The sequence below is a fragment of the Gordonia alkanivorans genome, from assembly GCF_004011905.1.
Lineage (GTDB): Bacteria > Actinomycetota > Actinomycetes > Mycobacteriales > Mycobacteriaceae > Gordonia > Gordonia alkanivorans.
The window spans coordinates 3,026,701-3,044,193 of record NZ_CP027114.1; the positions used below are offsets into that span (position 1 = coordinate 3,026,701).

The window sequence follows — 17,493 nt, forward strand, 5'->3', positions numbered from 1 at the left end:
GCCATCGAACACCTGTTCGTTCATCCTGGTGATCAGACGGAACCGTACGGACCGCCGCCGCGTCTGAAGTATCGGGACCGAGGAGAAGAATGGGTCGCCGGGAGCGCCGCCAAGACTTGTCGGACCCACGCGATACCTTTCAGACATGAACGCCCGGACCGCACCGACCACCCGCCGGAAATCCGGCTCACAACCGAGGAGAACTCCGATGGCATCTGCGCCTCAAGACCGTGAGAAGGCCCTCGATCTGGCCCTCGCCCAGATCGACAAGAACTTCGGCAAGGGTTCGGTCATGCGTCTCGGTGAGGAGACTCGTCAGCCGATCGAGGTCATCCCGACCGGCTCGATCGCACTCGACGTCGCCCTCGGTATCGGTGGTCTGCCCCGCGGCCGCGTCGTCGAGATCTACGGTCCGGAATCCTCGGGTAAGACCACGGTGGCGCTGCACGCCGTCGCGAATGCCCAGGCCCAGGGCGGCATCGCCGCCTTCATCGACGCCGAGCACGCTCTCGACCCCGACTACGCCGCCAAGCTCGGTGTCGACACCGACGCGCTGCTGGTGTCCCAGCCCGACACCGGTGAGCAGGCTCTCGAGATCGCCGACATGCTGATCCGTTCGGGCGCTCTGGACATCCTGGTCATCGACTCGGTGGCCGCACTGGTGCCCAAGGCCGAGATCGAGGGCGAGATGGGCGACAGCCACGTCGGCCTGCAGGCCCGCCTGATGAGCCAGGCGCTGCGCAAGATGACCGGTGCGCTCAGCCAGTCCAAGACCACCGCGATCTTCATCAACCAGCTGCGTGAGAAGATCGGCGTCATGTTCGGTACGCCCGAGACCACCACGGGCGGTAAGGCTCTCAAGTTCTACTCGTCGGTGCGCCTCGACGTCCGGCGCATCGAGACCCTCAAGGACGGGACCGATGCCGTCGGTAACCGCACCCGCGTGAAGGTCGTCAAGAACAAGGTCGCGCCGCCGTTCAAGCAGGCCGAGTTCGACATCCTCTACGGTCACGGCATCAGCAAGGAGGGCTCGCTGATCGACATGGGTGTCGCCGAGGGCTTCATCCGCAAGTCCGGCTCGTGGTTCACCTACGAGGGCGATCAGCTCGGCCAGGGCAAGGAGAACGCCCGCAAGTTCCTGCTCGAGAACCTCGACATCCGCGACGAAATCGAGAAGAAGATCAAGGAGAAGCTCGGCGTCGGCGCCACCGTCGACGCCGACGACGTCGCCCCGGCGCCAGTCGAATTCTGATCGGTCCCGCCTGATCCGATATGAACGAGGCATCAAGCCCCGAACGGACGGACCCCGAGCGGACGCAGAAAAAGGGACCCAGTGCATGGGACTCCGCACTGCGGCTGCTCGGGGTCCGTGCGCGTTCACGGCACGAGATGCGGGAGAGGTTGACCCGCAAGGGATTCGACGCCGACACCGTCGACGAGGTGATGGCACGGCTCGACAAGCACCAGCTGCTCGACGACACCGATTTCGCCGCGGAGTGGGTGCGTTCCCGACACCTGAACTCGGGTAAGGGACGTGTGGCGCTCCGTCACGAACTGCGCACCAAGGGGATCTCGGAGTCGATCATCGCCGAGACCCTGGCCGACATCGATCCCGATGACGAACGCGGGGTCGCGGCGGGACTCGTCGAGCGAAAACTGACGCCGTCGGTCGTCGAACGCGTCGTCGCCGATCGTGCCGAGCGCGAGAAGACGCTGCGCCGGCTGGTCGCATTCCTTGTGCGGCGCGGTTATTCGCAGTCGCTGGCCTTCGACGTGGTGGGGGAGGCGCTCGGCGCGTTGGACGACGCCTGACGCCTCCCCGTCACGGGATCACTCGGATCAGAGCAGGTTCTCCGACGCGGCCTGCTCGGTCTTCTCCGGGTCCGCGGGCTCGGTCGCCCGACGCCCCTGACGCAGCCGTCGTTCGACGTAGGTCGCCAGGTTCGACAGCCCGAAGTTGATGAGGATCATGATGATCGCCACCACGATCAGCGCCGGGATGTAGTTGCCGTAGCGCGAGGCCGACAGCAGACCGCTGCGCACGACCTCCGAGTAGCCGATGATGTATCCGAGCGCGCTGTCCTTCAGGGCCACCACCATCTGCGAGATCAGTGCCGGCATCATCGCGGTGATCGCCTGGGGGAGCAGCACGATCCTCATCATCTGGCTCTTCCGCAGACCCAGCGCCATCGACGCCTCGGTCTGGCCCTTCGGCAGCGAGTTGATGCCCGAGCGCAGGATCTCGGCCATCACCGACCCGTTGTAGAGCGTGAGGCCGGTGACCACGGCGGCGAACGCCAGCATCGACGACGGGAAGATGCCGTAGATGGCGAACAAGAACCAGGTGAACACCATCAGGATCAGCACCGGGATCGCGCGGAACACCTCGACGAACACGCCTGAGATGGCACGCACCCAGAGATGATCCGACAGCCGGCCGATGCCGAGGACGGCACCGAGGATCAGCGACAGCACGATCGAGACGGCGGCCGCCGCGAGCGTGCGCCACAGGCCGGGCAGGATGTAGCCGGTCCAGGTGGACCAGGTGACGAACGGGCTCCACTTCTCGCCGGTGAACTGCTCGTTGGCAGCGAGCACGGTGATCACGTAGATCGCGATCGCCGCGAGGATCGCGATGAACAGGATCGCTGTCAGGCGGTTCCGGGTTCGTGCGCGTGGGCCGGGGGCGTCGTACAGGACAGTCGATTCGGCGCTCATCGTTTCACCGCCAGTCGCTTGGCGAGGTAGCCGAAGACGGCTCCCTCGGTGAGGGTGATGATCATGAAGCCCACGGCGATGACGCCGAAGATCACGAACAGCTGGTCGGAGAAGGTCTCGATCTCGGTCTTCATGAGGGCCGCGGCCTCGGCGACGCCGATGACCGAGGCGACCGTGGTGTTCTTCGTCAGCGCGATCAGCACGCTGCCCATCGGGCCGATGACCGCTCGGATGGCCTGCGGCAGCACGATGATCCCGAACACCTGGGTGAAGGGCATGCCCAGCGACCGCGCTGCCTCCGCCTGCCCGAGGGGCACGGTGTTGAAGCCGGAGCGCTGCGTCTCACAGACGAACGTCGACGTGTAGAGGACGAACGCGAGCACCGCGAGCCAGAAATTGTTGGACTTGATCGTCGGCGCGAAGGTCAGCCCCAGGTTCTGGTACAGGCCGATCGCGCAGAACAGCACGACGAGCGTCAACGGGGTGTTGCGGACGACGTTGACGTAGACCCCGGCGAAGGCGCGCATCACCGGGACGGGGGACACCCGCATCGCGGCGAGGATCGTGCCCCAGACCAGCGAGCCGATCGCCGAATAGAAGGTCAACTGGATGGTCACCCAGAAGGCGGGCCACAGCTGGGGGCCCATGCTCTCCCACAGAGAGGCGTCATTCATCGATTACTCCTCTCACTCGAGTCCGGGCGGGCACGGCGTGGACGGTGAATCGAGGAACTCGAGGTCACCGGGGTCCGGCAGGTAGGGGAACTTGGAACCGGGACGGTCCGCGCGGGCGATGATCTCGTCCACGTACTCGTTGCCGAGTGCTTCGCGGAGGTCGGCGTTCCAGGGCGACTCGATGCCCTCGGCCGGGGTCAGCATGGTGTCGAGGGCCTTGTTGATCGCCTCGACCGCGGCGGTGTCGCCGAGTGCGACACCCACGCCGTAGCGTTCGGTCGAGAACGGGCTGCCCGCCGTCTTCAGCGCGTCCTTGACGCACGCGTCCTTGAGGTACGTCATCTCGACGAGCTTGAACTCGTCCTTCCAGAAGTTGGAGTAGCCGGCGAGGATCGCCTCGTCGGTCGTCAGCGCGTCGACCTTGCCGCGGCGGAGCGCCTCGACGCAGGCCGAGTAGGAGTCGTACTCCTGCAGCTGCACGGTCGGCAGCTGCGCCTTCACGTTCTGCGCCGACGTCGAGCCGGTGACCGAACAGAGCTTCTTTCCGTTGTCGAGGTCGGCCAGCTCGGAGATCGAGTTGTCGTCGTCACGCACCATCAGGCCCTGGTAGGTCTGCAGGTAGGGGCCGCCGAACGACACCTTCTTGGAACGGCTGGCGTTGATCGAGTAGGTGGCGGCGATCAGGTCGACCTCGCCGTTGTCGATCATCGCCTCGCGGCGGGCCGACGGCGTCTCGCGCCAGGTGATCTCCGGGTGATCGACGCCGAGGTCGTCCGCGATGGAGTTGACCACGTAGGTGGCGACCGACGCGTCGAAGCCGGTGACGTTGCCGTCCGGCTCGTACAGGCCGAGGCCGGGCTGGTCGAACTTGACGCCCAGGACGACCGCTCCGTCACGGATCGAGCTGAGCAGGTTGCGGGGTTCGGTGCTGCCGCAGCCCGACAGGAGTCCGGCCAGCAGTGCCCCGATCACGACGACCAGTCCGGCGCCACGCCATCGGGACACCTGCGGGCGTACTCGGTGTGTTTCCTGACTCATCCGCATCTCAGTGCCCCAGGATCTTGCCGAGGAAATCGCGTGCTCGGTCGGTCTTGGGGTCGGTGAAGAAGGTGTCGGGTTCGGCGTCCTCGATGATCGCGCCGTCGGCCATGAAGATCACCCGGTCGGCGGCCTTGCGGGCGAAGCCCATCTCGTGGGTGACCACGAGCATCGTCATGCCCTCTTTGGCCAGGGCGACCATGACGTCGAGGACCTCGTTGACCATCTCGGGGTCGAGCGCCGAGGTCGGCTCGTCGAACAACATGACCTTCGGATCCATGGCGAGGGAGCGGGCGATGGCGACGCGCTGTTGCTGGCCGCCGGACAGCTGGGCGGGGTACTTGTCCTTCTGGCTGGCGATGCCGACCCGCTCGAGCAGTTCCAGCGCCCGCTTGCCGGCGTCGGCCTTGGACTTCTTGCGCACCTTCGTCGGTGCGAGGGTGACGTTCTCGAGGATCGTCTTGTGGGAGAACAGATTGAAGGACTGGAACACCATGCCGACGTCGGCGCGGAGTCGAGCGAGGTCCTTGCCCTCGGCGGGCAGGAGCTGACCCTCGACCCGGATCTCACCCTCGTCGATCGGTTCGAGGCGGTTGATCGTCCGGCAGAGAGTGGACTTGCCCGATCCGGACGGACCGAGGACCACGACCACCTGTCCGGCGGGAACCTCGAGGTCGATGTCCTTGAGGACGTGCAGCGAACCGAAGTGCTTCTGCACCCCGCGCATCGCGATCATCGGCTGGGACCCGGGGTCCGCGGACTTGCTCGGCGAAACGGTCATTGGAGAACCCTAACCAAATTCGTGCCGAGGAGCGGTACCGGTCACGCAACGTCGGCGATTTGCGTCGGCACCGTACCCTGGTAGGAGTGAGTATCGAGTTGTCGGATCGGCCTGACCAGGCTGCATCAGCCCCAGGCCCCCTCGGCGATCAAGCACCCCGCAGCTACCAGGTTCGAACCTACGGCTGCCAGATGAACGTCCACGACTCCGAACGCATCTCCGGGCTCCTCGAGGACGCGGGTTATGTGCGTGCCGGCGAGGACGACGACGCCGATCTGGTGGTGTTCAACACGTGTGCCATCCGCGAGAACGCCGACAACAAGCTCTACGGCAACCTGTCGCACCTGGCCCCGGTGAAATCCCAGCGGCCCGGCATGCAGATCGCCGTCGGCGGTTGCCTCGCGCAGAAGGACAAGGACACCGTCATCGCCAAGGCGCCGTGGGTCGACGTCGTGTTCGGCACCCACAACATCGGCTCGCTGCCGGCGCTGCTCGACCGTGCCCGTCACAACGAGGAGGCGCAGGTCGAGATCCTCGACTCCCTGGAGCGCTTCCCGTCGACGCTGCCCGCCAAGCGCGACTCGGCCTACTCCGGTTGGGTGTCGGTGTCGGTGGGCTGCAACAACACTTGCACCTTCTGCATCGTGCCGTCGCTGCGCGGCAAGGAGGTCGACCGCCGACCCGGTGACGTGCTCGCCGAGGTCCGGGCACTCGTCGACCAGGGTGTCGTCGAGGTGACGCTGCTCGGTCAGAACGTCAACGCCTATGGCATGTCCTTCGCCGATCCGGACCAGCCGCGCAACCGCGGCGCCTTCGCCGAACTGCTGCGTGCCTGCGGCGACATCGAAGGACTCGAACGGGTCCGGTTCACCTCGCCGCATCCCGCCGAGTTCACCGACGACGTCATCGAGGCAATGGCCGAGACCCCCAACGTGTGCCCGCAGCTGCACATGCCGCTGCAGTCCGGCTCCGACCGCATCCTGAAGGCGATGCGACGCAGCTACCGCCAGACCAGGTTCCTCGGCATCCTCGACAAGGTCCGCGCGGCGATGCCTCATGCGGCGATCACCACCGACATCATCGTCGGGTTCCCGGGGGAGACCGAGGAGGACTTCCAGGCGACCCTCGACGTCGTGGAACGCGCCCGGTTCTCCAGCGCCTTCACCTTCCAGTACTCGCCGCGCCCGGGAACCCCGGCCGCGACGATGCCCGACCAGGTGCCCGCCGACGTCGTCGGTGAGCGCTACCAGCGACTCATCGCGCTGCAGGAACGAATCTGCCTGTCCGAGAACGAATCCCTGACCGGCACCGAGGTGGAACTGCTCGTCGTCGCCGACGAGGGACGCAAGTCCGCCGAGACCCGGCGGATGACCGGTCGCGCGCGGGACGGACGCCTGGTGCACTTCGCGCCCGGCGACACCGCGGGCATCCGACCCGGCGACGTGATCCACACCGTGGTCACCGCGGCCGCGCCGCACCACCTGATCGCCGACGCCGGGGTGCTCTCGCACCGCCGCACGCGCGCCGGCGACGCCCACGAGCAGAGCCGCACGCCCACGACCGCCCCCGTCGGAGTCGGCCTCGGCCTGCCGACGATTGGTCCCCCCGTACCCACCCCCGCCACCGCCGCTGCACCCGCGTCCGCCGGATGCGGCTCCTGCGGCTAGAGCGCGCGCCACACCAGACCCACTCGTGAGAAGAGGCGATGACATGTCCGAGAACCCGGACCGCACACCCGGCGCTTCCGACCGGGACGCGTTGAAGGAATACGAACAGGACCTGAGGAAGGCCGAGCGCAAGGTCGCCGGTGAGATCGACCCCGGCGCACGCGCGGTGGTCGTGGCCATCGCCGTATTGCTGGCCATGGTGTCGCTGGTCCTGCCGCACACCGGCTCGGTCACCGGCCTCGAGGTGCTGTCCTTCGCGCCGGAGGCCGCAGCCGAACGAGTCACCATCGTGTCGAAGATCTTCGTCTACCTGGTGGCGATCTTCGGCATCGTGGTCTCGATGCTCGCGCTGCTGACCCGCCGGTGGATTCTGGCGTGGATCGCCTTGTGCGGCTGTGCGATCGCCTGCGTGGCCGGAATGCTCGCCTGGTGGTCGCGCAACACCCCCGGCGTCGGTGGCGTGGAGCCTCCGTCGGGTGTGGGCATCGGACTGGTCCTCGGCTGGATCTCGGTCTTCGTCCTGACCTTCCACTGGTCACGCGTGGTGTGGGCGCGCTCGTCCTACCAACTGGCGATGGAGGCCGAGCGTCGCCGCCAGGCTGCCGAGCAGGAAGCCTATGCCTCGGCGCTCTACCACAAGGACCCCGAACAGCCGAAGTAGTCGGCGGCCCGGGGTCCTCGGGTCGTTGTAGCGGGTTCGCTCAGCGGTCGGTGACGGCGCTGTGGGCGGCCTCGGCCCACTCGCGCCACTGCGCGGCCTGCTCGCGCAGCGACGCCGCCTCACGGTCCTTGCCCTTCTCCACAGCCTTGCGGGCCTGCTCCTCGAACTGCGCGGCGCGGTCGGCGAACTGGGCGGCACGCGCCTGGGCCTCCGGGTCGGTGCGCTGCCACTGGGCGTCCTCGGCGTCGCGGATGCGCTTCTCGATCGCTCGTGCGCGTCCCTCCAGCGAGTGCATCTGATCGCGCGGGACCTTGCCGATCTCGTCCCACTTGTCGCGGAACGCCCGGAACTCACGACGCGCCGCGTCGAGGTCGGCGGCCGGGTCGATGGCCTTCTCGGCGGCCTCGAGCAGCGCGATCTTGGCGGTCGCGTTGGCCGCGAACTCGGCGTCGCGTTCGGAGGTCGCGGCGTTGCGGGCGTTGAAGAAGACGTCCTGAGCGGCCTTGAACCGCTGCCAGAGTGCCTCGTCGGTGTCGCGGGGCGCGCGGCCGGCGGCCTTCCACTCACCCAGGAGTTCGCGGAACCTGGCCGAGGTGGGACCCCAGTCGGTCGACGAGGACAGTTCCTCGGCGCGGGCGATCAGCGCTTCCTTGCGTTCCTTGGCCCCGGCGCGCTCGCGGTCGAGCTCGGCGAAGTGGGCACCACGGCGGCGGTTGAAGGCATCGCGTGCCTTCGCGTAGCGCTTCCACAGGGCGTCATCGGTCTTGCGATCGATACCCTTGATGGTCTTCCACTCGTCGAGGATCTCGCGGAGTCGATCGCCGGCACCCTTCCAGTTGGTGGCCTCGGCGCCGATCTGTTCGGCCTCGGTGGCAAGGGTCTCCTTGCGGGCGATGGCGGTGGCGCGGGTCTTCTCACGCTCGGCGCGCAGCGACTCGGCGACCTCGTCGGCGGAACCGACGATGGCCTCCAGTCGACGCTGTAGCGCGGCGACATCGCCGATGACGTGGGCGTCGGGCAGGTCGTCGAGCAGGTGCTTGGCGGCTGCCTGGGCCTTGCGCGGGTCACCGGACCGTGCACTGAGACGTTCCTCGAGGATCTCGACCTCGGTGGCGAGGTCGTCGAAGCGGCGCGCGAAGTGGGCCAGACCCTCTTCGACGGTGCCGGCCTGCCACTGGCCGATCTCGCGCTCGCCGTCGGCGGTCTTGAGCCACACCACACCGGAGGAGTCGATGCGACCGTACCGGTGCGGGTCGCCGGCACTGATGTGCGTGATGACGGGTTCGTGCGGACCGGGTCGTGGGCCCGGCTTGGGACGCGGACCGGGTTTGGGGCCGGGCGTCGGGACCGGAGTGCTCGTCTGCGGCGCCTCGGTGGCCGTGGAGGGATCGGTCGGGTGGGTCATCTGCACATGTCCTGCCGCTCAGTGGTGCCGCGCGTCACGGCTGCCGGTCGCTGGGTCGGTTGTCGCGGGGCATCGTAACGCCCCGTCGACAGCCGACAGTACGGATCCATTCAAGCAGTTCAGGCGCGTGAATGTGGCGTGCGCGGCGAGTTGTCGGAATCCGTGTCGGGGTTCGGGCGTCGGTCGCGATGTCTGGTTCGACTAGCGTCGTGGTGTGCTTGCGGCCGTCGTCTTCGTACCGAGTGCCCCGTTGCTGGTACCCGAATTGGCCGGTCCGTCGGCGTTCGACACCGAACCCGTGCGATCGGCGGTGCGGGATGCCCTTGCCGACGCGGCGTCGACCGGGATCGATCGCTGGGTCGTGGTCGGCGCCTCCGACGACCCGGTGACCGGACCGGTGGAGGAGTCGGGGTCGGGCGGTTTCGCCCGGTACGGGGTCGACGTCCGGGTGAGCGTGAGCGATCGGACCGGTCGTCGGATGAGTCTGTCCGCCCTGATCGGAGCCTGGCTGCGTGAGTGGGCGGCGCTGGGACCGACGAGCATGTCGATCGTCGGCCGGGCGACGACGCCAGCCGAGTGCGCGGTCATCGGTGCGGATCTCGGCGCACGGCTGAGGAAGTCGCCGGAGCGGATCGGACTCCTGGTCGTCGGCGACGGCTCGACCGCGCTGACCCCCAAGGCGCCGGGCGGTGGCCGACGGGATTCCGCGGTTGCCCTCAACGACTCGATCGTCGCGGCGATCGCCGCCGCCGACACCGCTGCCCTCCTGGACCTCGACGACGCGCCCTGCGACACGGAGGGAGTCGGCGGCCGGGTCGCATGGCAGGTCGCCGCCGCCGCGGTCGACCACTCCGGTTCCGGCGTCGTCGCGAAGACGAGGTACGCCGAAGCCCCGTTCGGGGTCGGCTACGTCGTCGGCACGTGGACCGTCACCGGTGACCGTTCATGAGCGACCACCCGGCCCTGCGGCCGATCATGGTCGTCGGCCCGACCGCGTGCGGGAAGTCCGACCTCGCCCTCGACCTGGCCGAGCGGCTGGGCGGGGAGATCGTCAACATCGACGCGATGCAGCAGTACCGCGGCATGGACATCGGCACGGCCAAGGTCCCGGTCGCCGAACGCCGCGGCATCCCGCACCACCAGATCGACGTCCTCGACGTGACCGAGGTGGCCACCGTCGCCCGGTACCAGCAGGCCGCGGCCGCCGACGTGGAGCGACTCCTCGCCGCAGGTCGCGTCCCGGTCATCGTCGGCGGTTCGATGATGTACGTCCAGGGGCTGCTCGACAACTGGCAGTTCCCGGCGACCGACCCCGAGGTCCGCGGCCGGTACGAGGAGATGCTCGCCGAACGCGGCGTCGCCGAGATGCACCGGCTGCTGGCGTCGGTCGACCCCGCCGCGGCCGCAACGATTCTCGACACCGACGGCCGGCGCATCGTCCGCGCACTGGAGGTCGTAGAACTGACCGGGCAACCGTTCGCGGCGTCGCAGCCGACGATCGGCGAACCCCGGTGGGGGACCGTGATCCTCGCGCTCGACCGGGAGACCGCCGAACTCGACGACCGGATCGCGCGTCGTACCCGGCTGATGTTCGAGACCGGGCTGGCCGACGAGGTCGAGACCCTGTGCGCCGGCGGACTGCGGGAGGGGCGCACGGCCTCGCAGGCGATCGGCTACAAGCAGGTGCTCGCCGCCCTCGACGGTGAGTACGACATGGCCCAGGCCGAGGAACTCACCTTCATCGGCACCCGCCGGTACGTGCGCAGGCAGCGGTCGTGGTTCCGCCGCGATCACCGCGCCGTCTGGCTCGACGCCGCCGCCCCCGACCTCGCCGACCGCGCCCTCGCCGCCGCCGCTGTCTGAAGTCACCGGCGCCGGACGCTCTGCGCGAGAAGTAGTCTGGTGCGCGTGAGTTCTCATCAGACGGGTCTGCGCTTCGTCAAGGGCCACGGCACCCAGAACGACTTCGTCGTGCTCGCCGATCCGGCCGCCGAGCTGTCGCTCGACGCCGAGATGGTCGCGGCACTGTGCGACCGGCAGCGGGGCATCGGTGCCGACGGTCTGCTGCGCGTGGCGCGCACGGGTGCGCTCGTCGAACGCGGCGTCCTCGATGCACTGCCGGACGGCGTCGCGGCCGACGATTGGTTCATGGACTACCGCAACGGCGACGGCTCGATCGCCGAGATGTGCGGCAACGGCGTCCGGGTCTTCGCCCACTTCGTCCGCGCGACCGGACTCACCGACACCGACACCTTCACCGTGGGCTCGCGTGCCGGAGCCCGGCCCGTGACCATCCACTCCTTCGACGACGTGCACGCCGAGGTCACCGTGGAGACGGGTGTCGCCCGCCTCGACGGCACCTCGGTCGTGCGCATCGGCGACGACATCTATCCGGGTGTCAAGGTCGACGTCGGGAACCCGCACCTGGCGTGCGTGGTCGCCGACCTCACCGCCGACGGCCTCGCGGCTGTCGACTTCACCGCCGGCGTGGTCATCGAGGCCGACGGCTTCCCGAACGGGGCCAACGTCGAGCTGCTCACCCCGCCGGTCGAGGACGTCGACGGACGTCTGTACGCGCGGATGCGGGTCTTCGAACGCGGCGTCGGAGAGACGCGTAGCTGCGGAACGGGCCTGGTCGCGGCCACGCGCGCCGCCCTCGACGCGCGCGGCCAGGACACCGGCGAGCTGCGCATCGGCATCCCGGGCGGCGAGGTCACCGTGACGATCCGGACCGACGGCTCGACCCTGCGTGGCCCGTCGATGCTGGTCGCCGACGGCGTCCTGCGACCGGGCTGGGACCGCTGAGCCGATAATCACGTGCTCGGCGGGGGCGGGGCGTGAGACCATGGACCCCGTATGACCGAATCATCAGCACAGATCCTGTCCGACGCGGACCTCGACGATCGCCCCGGTGACCCCCACCGCGACGACGATCCGACCGTCGGCGAACTCCAACTCTCCGAGCGTGCGTCACTCCAGCGCGTCGCCGGGCTCTCCACCGAACTCACCGACGTCACCGAGGTCGAGTACCGGCAGCTCCGCCTCGAGAAGGTGGTCCTCGTCGGTGTCTGGACCGAGGGCAGCGCCGCGTCGGCCGAGGCCAACATGGCCGAGCTCGCCGCCCTGGCGGAGACCGCCGGTTCGCAGGTGCTCGACGCGTTGATACAGCGCCGTTCGAAGCCGGACTCGGCGACCTACATCGGTAGCGGCAAGGCCGAGGAACTCCGCGAGATCGTCCTGGCGACCGGGGCCGACACCGTCATCTGCGACGGTGAGCTCACGCCCGCCCAGCTGACCGCGCTGGAGAAGGTCGTCAAGGTCAAGGTCATCGACCGGACCGCCCTGATCCTCGACATCTTCGCCCAGCACGCCACGTCCCGAGAGGGCAAGGCGCAGGTCTCGCTGGCGCAGATGGAATACATGCTGCCGCGCCTGCGTGGTTGGGGTGAGTCGATGTCCCGGCAGGCCGGTGGCCGTGCCGGCAGCAACGGCGGTGTGGGTCTGCGTGGGCCCGGTGAGACCAAGATCGAGACCGACCGCCGGCGCATCCGTGAGCGGATGGCCAAGCTGCGCCGCGAGATCCGCGACATGAAGAAGGCGCGCACCACCAAGCGTGCGGCGCGCAACCGTTCGGCCATCCCGTCGATCACCGTCGCCGGCTACACCAACGCCGGCAAGTCGAGCCTGGTCAACGCGATGACCGGCGCCGGTGTGCTCGTCCAGGACGCGCTGTTCGCGACCCTCGACCCGACGACGCGCCGGGCCACCCTCGACGACGGGCGGGCCGTGGTCTTCACCGACACGGTCGGTTTCGTCCGCCACCTGCCGACCCAGCTCGTCGAGGCGTTCCGGTCGACGCTGGAGGAGGTCGTCGACGCCGATCTGCTCCTGCACGTGGTCGACGGATCGGATCCGTTCCCGATGGAACAGATCTCGGCGGTACGTCAGGTCATCAGCGAGGTCGTCGCCGAGGAGAAGGCGGAGGCGCCGCCGGAACTGCTGGTGATCAACAAGATCGACGCGATCGACGGTAACCGGCTCACCGAGCTGCGCGGCGCGGTCGGCGCCGACGCGGTGTTCGTCTCGGCACGCACCGGCGAGGGACTGCCCGAACTGTTCGACCGGGTCCGCGAGTTCGTGGGCCGCGAAGACGTCGAGCTCACCATCGAGGTGCCGTTCTCCCGCGGCGACATCGTCTCCCGGATCCACAGCGAGGGCGAGGTCCTCACCTCCGAGCACACCGAGTCGGGTACCACCATGAAGGTCCGCGTCCCGGCCGCTTTCGCGGGCGAGATCGCGGACCTCGAGGTCTAGCTGTCAGTCGGCATCCAGGTCGGTTTCGACGAGGGTGACGATCTTGTCGAGCGCCGCCTGGTCCTCGGCGGTCACCACGACCCGGGTGCCCTTCTCGGCGCCGAGCGTCATGATCATCAGCGCGGAACCGGCGTCGACCGGGTCGCCGCCCTCGAGTCCGAGGGTCACGGTGCTGCCGGTGTCGGCGACGGCCTCGGCGATGATCGTGGCCGGCCGGGCGTGCAGGCCGACGGCCGATCCGACGGTGACGGTGGTGCTGGGCATGGTGCCTCCTGTGTTGGCGATTGCTTGTCGGTTGGTGGTTGTGCGTGGCGATGTGGTCGCGCGTCGGGGTCTGGACTTCAGGCTGCCACGGCCTCGAGATCGGCCGCGGCGATCTCGCGGGTCCGGCCGAACTGCTTCGCCGCGATCACCACGACCGCGCTCAGGACGGTGCCGGCGAGCAGGGCCACGAGGAACAGCACCCAGCTGTTCATGGCGAAGAAGACGAAGATGCCGCCGTGCGGGGCGCGGAGCTCGACACCGAATGCCATGATCAGTGCGCCGGACAGGGCGCCGCCGGCCATCATCGACGGGATGACTCGGAACGGGTCGGCCGCGGCGAACGGGATGGCGCCCTCGGAGATGAACGACGCCCCGAGAAGCCATGCGGCCTTGCCGTTCTCGCGTTCGGGTTCGGTGAACAGGCCGGGACGCAACACCGTTGCGAGCGCCAGGGAGAGCGGCGGGACCATGCCGGCACACATGACGGCGGCCATGATCTGGAACTGTGCGGGACCGGCGGTCGCGGCATCGGCGATACCGGCGGTGGCGAACAGGTAGGCGGTCTTGTTGACCGGGCCGCCGAGGTCGAAGCACATCATCAGACCGAGCACGATGCCCAGGACGACGGCCGATCCGCCGGACATGCTCTCGAGTCCGGAGTTCATCTGCTCGGTCAGCCAGGCGAGCGGCTTGCCGAGAACCAGGTAGAGCAGACCGCCGACGATCAGGCTGCCGAACAACGGGATGACCACGACGGGCATCAGTCCACGGGCCCACTGCGGCACGGGGAGTCGCGAGATCCACAGGCACGCGGCACCGGCGATGAGGCCGCCGATGAGTGCGCCGATGAAGCTCGCGCCGACTGCGAGGGACACGATGCCCGCGACGAAACCGGGTGCGATGCCGGGACGATCGGCGATCGCAAAGGAGATGTACCCGGCCAGGACCGGGACGGCGAGTCCCATCACCCCCGACCCGATCGCGAAACTGACCGCGCCGAGGTACTGGAGGAGACCCCCGGAGGGGAGATCCCAGAGGCTGTTGTTCAGGGCGATGAAGGCGGCGTCGTTGAGGGAACCGCCGGCATCGAGCGTGCTGTTGGCGATCTCGTAGCCCGCGAGCAGGAAGCCCAGCGCGATGAGCAGACCGCCCGCCGCGACGAACGGGATCATGTAGCTGACACCGGTCATGAGTGCCTGACGGGTGCGCCCGGCCAGTCCGACGCCGGATGAACCCGCCTCGGCGGACTCGGTGCCGCCGTCGTCGGTCACGCGAGCCGCATCCGGATTCCGTCCGGCCGCAACGGCTTCGGCGATCATCGTGTCGGGTTCGTTGATGGCGCGCTTGACGCCCGAGGCGATCACCGGCTTGCCGTGGAAGCGGCCCTTGCCCTTGACCCCGATGTCGGTGGCGAAGATGACGGCGTCGGCGGACGCGATGACCTCGGGATCGAACGGTGTGGTGGCCGAGGAGCCCTGCGTCTCCACCGCGAAGTCGACCCCGGCCCGTTCGGCAGCGTACTTCAGTGCGTCCGCGGCCATGTAGGTGTGCGCGATCCCGGTGGGGCAGGCGGTGATCGCGAGGATGCGCGGCCGGTTCTCGGAGACCGTCTCGCTGCGCTTCTCGGTGGCGGCCGGGGTCTCCCTCGCCGCCGGGGCTGCCGGGGGAGTGGCGGCCTTCCCGGCGTCGGGATCGATGGCCGCGGTGACCAGTTCGATGACGCGGTCGTCGGTCTCGGCCTCGCGGAGGCTCGCCACGAAGTCGGGGCGGACGAGCGAGCGCGCCAGGGAACTCAGCAGTTTCATGTGCGCGGCCGCACCGCCCTCGGGGGCGGCGATGAGGAAGACGAGATCCGCCGGACCGTCGGCTGCGCCGAAGTCGACCTTGCGGGACAGGCGCGCCATGGCGAGGCTCGCCGACGTCACCGATGCGGTGCGGGCGTGCGGGATCGCGATGCCACCGGGTAGTCCGGTGGCGGACTTGGCCTCTCGCTCGAGTGCCGCCCGGGCCAGGTCGGCGGGATCGGTGGTCCGTCCGGCCGCGGCCAGAGCATCGGCGAGAGTGGTGATGACGGCGGCGGGGTCGGCGCCGGCGTCGACGTCGAGACTCACCGTCTGCGCGGTGATGATCTGCTCGGTCATGGGATGTCCTTCGGCAATGTGGGTCGGGGGTTTGTGGGGGTCCTGTGGGCGCGGGATCGGCTTCATCTCATCGGCCGGCCCCGGAGAGTTCCGTGATCGTGACCCCGGACAGGTCGAGATGATCGGGAGTGGGGGAGGCAGTGCCGGCGAGCGCGGCGGCCGCCGAACCGTAGGCGACGGCGGAGCGGAGACATTCCGGAGCCGACGCACCGCGCGTCTGGGCGATGAGGAAGCCGGCCAGGGACGAGTCGCCCGCGCCGACGGTGCTGCGCGGGACGATCGGCGGTGGGGTCGCGCACCAAGTGCCCGCAGCGGTGACGAGGACGGCGCCCCGCGCCCCCAGCGTCGCCAGGACGCTGCCGCCGATCTGCTCGACAAGGGCCTGCGAGGCGGTCACGACCGGCCGGAGATCGTTGCGCGACAGGGAATCACGGAGCTCGGCGGCATCGGCGCCGGTGAGTTCGGCGAGTTCGTCCTCGTTGGGTTTGATCAGGTCGACACGTCCTGCCGCGGCTGCGCGCAACGGTGCTCCCGAGGTGTCCACGGCCACGCGGCATCCGGCGGTGACCAGCGCGTCGGCGACCGTCCGGTACCAGTGCTCCGGCACGCCGGGTGGAAGTGATCCACACAGCGTGACCCACTCCGCGCCGTTCGCGTGGGTGCGGATCAGAGTGGACAGCGACTCGAGCTGAGCTGCTGTCAGGGTCACGCCCGGGGCGTTGATCTTCGTGGTGGTGCCGTCGGATTCGGCGATGGTGACGTTGGAACGGACCTCGCCGTCGACGGGGACGGCGTCGTAGGGGAGTCCGAGGTCGTCGAGCGCGGCGAGCAGGGGGTCGCCGGTGCGAGCGGGCAGCAGGGCCCGTGTCGAGAGACCGGCGGCGGCGACGGTGCGGGCGACGTTGACGCCCTTGCCGCCCGGTTCGGCGCGGACGACGCCGGCCCGCTGGACCTCGCCGCGTCGCAGCGGGGTGGCGAGTTCGAGGGTGCGGTCGACGCTGGGATTGGCGGTGACGGTGAGGATCACGCGATCACGACCTCGACGCCGCGGGCGGACAGTGCGGCCGAGAACTGCGGATCGATGCCGGAATCGGTGATGAGAACGTCGATGTCGTCGATGCCGGCGAAACCGGACAGCTCCTCGCGCTCCATCTTCGAACTGTCGGCGAGGACGACGACGCGGCGGGCTGCGGCGACCATCGCCGCCTTCACCGCCGCCTCGTCGGGATCGGGGGTGGACAGACCGTGCGCCTCGCTCAGGCCGTTGGTGCCGATGAACGCGGTCGTCACGCGGAGTCGGCCGAGCGCGGCGACCGTTTCGGCGCCGACCGTCGCCTGCGTGAGTCCGCGGACGCGACCGCCGAGGGAGTGGAGACCGTCGGCATGGCGTCCGGCGAGCAGCCCGGCGATCGGGAGGCTGTTGGTGATCAGTGTGAGATCGCGGTCGCGCGGCATGGCCTCGGCGGCCCGGAAGGTGGTGGTGCCGGCGTCGAAGAGCACCGATCCGCCGTCGGGCGGGAGGAAACGAAGCGCGGCACGGCCGATCGCGGCCTTCTGCTCGGTCTGTTCCGTCTCGCGCTCGTCGATGCCGAGTTCACCGATCACGCGCAGGACCTCGGGGCGGACGGCACCGCCGTGGACTCGCTGCAGGTGCCCGGCACGTTCGAGCACCGCGAGGTCGCGGCGGACCGTCTCACTGGTCACGTCGAACTTCGCGGCGAGCTCGGCGACCGAGGCGCGTCCTGCGACGCGTACCTCCTCGGCGATGGCCTGCTGTCTCTCCTCGGCGTACACACCGGCTCCGTTCTGATCGTTCCCGTGGCGCTGATC

Annotated in this window: 17 protein-coding genes; 8 read left to right on the forward strand and 9 right to left on the reverse strand. The window is 69.0% G+C overall.

The features are described from left to right. Positions 1–208 precede the first annotated feature (208 nt). Together recA and C5O27_RS13765 are read left to right on the forward strand one after the other, a co-directional pair. Complete coding sequence (gene recA, locus C5O27_RS13760; protein ID WP_006359530.1) at positions 209–1,252, forward strand: recombinase RecA; 1,044 nt, start codon at positions 209–211, stop codon at positions 1,250–1,252. 20 nt (positions 1,253–1,272) lie between these two features. After that, positions 1,273–1,812: a regulatory protein RecX gene (locus C5O27_RS13765; RefSeq protein ID WP_006359529.1), complete on the forward strand. Its 540-nt coding sequence runs from the start codon at positions 1,273–1,275 to the stop codon at positions 1,810–1,812. A 27-nt stretch (positions 1,813–1,839) separates the two neighbouring features. Here the strand turns inward: C5O27_RS13765 and C5O27_RS13770 are convergent, their stop codons facing one another. The 4 genes from C5O27_RS13770 to C5O27_RS13785 are packed head-to-tail and all read right to left on the reverse strand — an operon-like array spanning position 1,840 to position 5,166. Continuing rightward, positions 1,840–2,718 carry an amino acid ABC transporter permease gene (locus C5O27_RS13770; RefSeq protein WP_127962943.1) on the reverse strand — a complete coding sequence of 293 codons (879 nt, stop codon included), beginning with the start codon at positions 2,716–2,718 and terminating at the stop codon, positions 1,840–1,842. Continuing rightward, on the reverse strand, positions 2,715–3,392 hold the full coding sequence (locus C5O27_RS13775) for an amino acid ABC transporter permease (RefSeq protein WP_127962944.1): 678 nt from the start codon (positions 3,390–3,392) through the stop codon (positions 2,715–2,717). The genes C5O27_RS13770 and C5O27_RS13775 overlap by 4 nt, the downstream gene beginning before the upstream one ends. 12 nt (positions 3,393–3,404) lie before the next feature. After that, entirely contained in the window at positions 3,405–4,436 is a 1,032-nt protein-coding gene (locus tag C5O27_RS13780) for a glutamate ABC transporter substrate-binding protein (protein ID WP_127962945.1), read from the reverse strand. Between the two features lies 1 nt (position 4,437). Then, positions 4,438–5,166 (reverse strand): amino acid ABC transporter ATP-binding protein, encoded by a 729-nt coding sequence (locus C5O27_RS13785; protein ID WP_196222048.1) that lies wholly within the window; start codon positions 5,164–5,166, stop codon positions 4,438–4,440. 131 nt (positions 5,167–5,297) lie between these two features. Between C5O27_RS13785 and miaB the strand changes: the two genes are divergently transcribed. Both miaB and C5O27_RS13795 read left to right on the forward strand, forming a co-directional pair. After that, positions 5,298–6,878: a tRNA (N6-isopentenyl adenosine(37)-C2)-methylthiotransferase MiaB gene (miaB, locus tag C5O27_RS13790; RefSeq protein WP_372512871.1), complete on the forward strand. Its 1,581-nt coding sequence runs from the start codon at positions 5,298–5,300 to the stop codon at positions 6,876–6,878. Between the two features lie 43 nt (positions 6,879–6,921). Then, positions 6,922–7,539 carry an Rv2732c family membrane protein gene (locus tag C5O27_RS13795; protein ID WP_006359523.1) on the forward strand — a complete coding sequence of 206 codons (618 nt, stop codon included), beginning with the start codon at positions 6,922–6,924 and terminating at the stop codon, positions 7,537–7,539. 40 nt (positions 7,540–7,579) lie between these two features. Here C5O27_RS13795 and C5O27_RS13800 read toward each other — a convergent pair whose 3' ends face one another. Further along, on the reverse strand, positions 7,580–8,944 hold the full coding sequence (locus C5O27_RS13800; protein ID WP_208651363.1) for a DUF349 domain-containing protein: 1,365 nt from the start codon (positions 8,942–8,944) through the stop codon (positions 7,580–7,582). Between the two features lie 214 nt (positions 8,945–9,158). Here C5O27_RS13800 and C5O27_RS13805 point away from each other — a divergent pair, with 214 nt between their 5' ends. Genes C5O27_RS13805 through hflX form a run of 4 tightly spaced genes read left to right on the forward strand, consistent with a single transcriptional unit; the run spans position 9,159 to position 13,258 of the window. Continuing rightward, on the forward strand, positions 9,159–9,893 hold the full coding sequence (locus C5O27_RS13805; protein ID WP_006359521.1) for a class III extradiol ring-cleavage dioxygenase family protein: 735 nt from the start codon (positions 9,159–9,161) through the stop codon (positions 9,891–9,893). Continuing rightward, positions 9,890–10,807 carry a tRNA (adenosine(37)-N6)-dimethylallyltransferase MiaA gene (gene miaA / locus C5O27_RS13810; RefSeq protein WP_042375776.1) on the forward strand — a complete coding sequence of 306 codons (918 nt, stop codon included), beginning with the start codon at positions 9,890–9,892 and terminating at the stop codon, positions 10,805–10,807. Before C5O27_RS13805 ends, miaA begins: the two co-directional genes overlap by 4 nt. Positions 10,808–10,846: 39 nt before the next feature. Next, on the forward strand, positions 10,847–11,749 hold the full coding sequence (dapF, locus tag C5O27_RS13815) for a diaminopimelate epimerase (protein WP_127962947.1): 903 nt from the start codon (positions 10,847–10,849) through the stop codon (positions 11,747–11,749). A gap of 51 nt (positions 11,750–11,800) precedes the next feature. Continuing rightward, positions 11,801–13,258 carry a GTPase HflX gene (gene hflX / locus C5O27_RS13820; protein ID WP_006359518.1) on the forward strand — a complete coding sequence of 486 codons (1,458 nt, stop codon included), beginning with the start codon at positions 11,801–11,803 and terminating at the stop codon, positions 13,256–13,258. Between the two features lie 3 nt (positions 13,259–13,261). Here the strand turns inward: hflX and C5O27_RS13825 are convergent, their stop codons facing one another. From C5O27_RS13825 to C5O27_RS13840, 4 genes are all read right to left on the reverse strand, one after another. After that, complete coding sequence (locus tag C5O27_RS13825; protein WP_006359517.1) at positions 13,262–13,522, reverse strand: HPr family phosphocarrier protein; 261 nt, start codon at positions 13,520–13,522, stop codon at positions 13,262–13,264. 77 nt (positions 13,523–13,599) lie between these two features. Then, positions 13,600–15,663: a PTS fructose transporter subunit IIABC gene (locus C5O27_RS13830; protein ID WP_127962948.1), complete on the reverse strand. Its 2,064-nt coding sequence runs from the start codon at positions 15,661–15,663 to the stop codon at positions 13,600–13,602. Positions 15,664–15,730: 67 nt separating this feature from the next. Then, complete coding sequence (pfkB, locus tag C5O27_RS13835; protein ID WP_127962949.1) at positions 15,731–16,690, reverse strand: 1-phosphofructokinase; 960 nt, start codon at positions 16,688–16,690, stop codon at positions 15,731–15,733. Further along, on the reverse strand, positions 16,687–17,457 hold the full coding sequence (locus C5O27_RS13840; protein ID WP_127962950.1) for a DeoR/GlpR family DNA-binding transcription regulator: 771 nt from the start codon (positions 17,455–17,457) through the stop codon (positions 16,687–16,689). Before C5O27_RS13840 ends, pfkB begins: the two co-directional genes overlap by 4 nt. Positions 17,458–17,493: the final 36 nt, after the last annotated feature.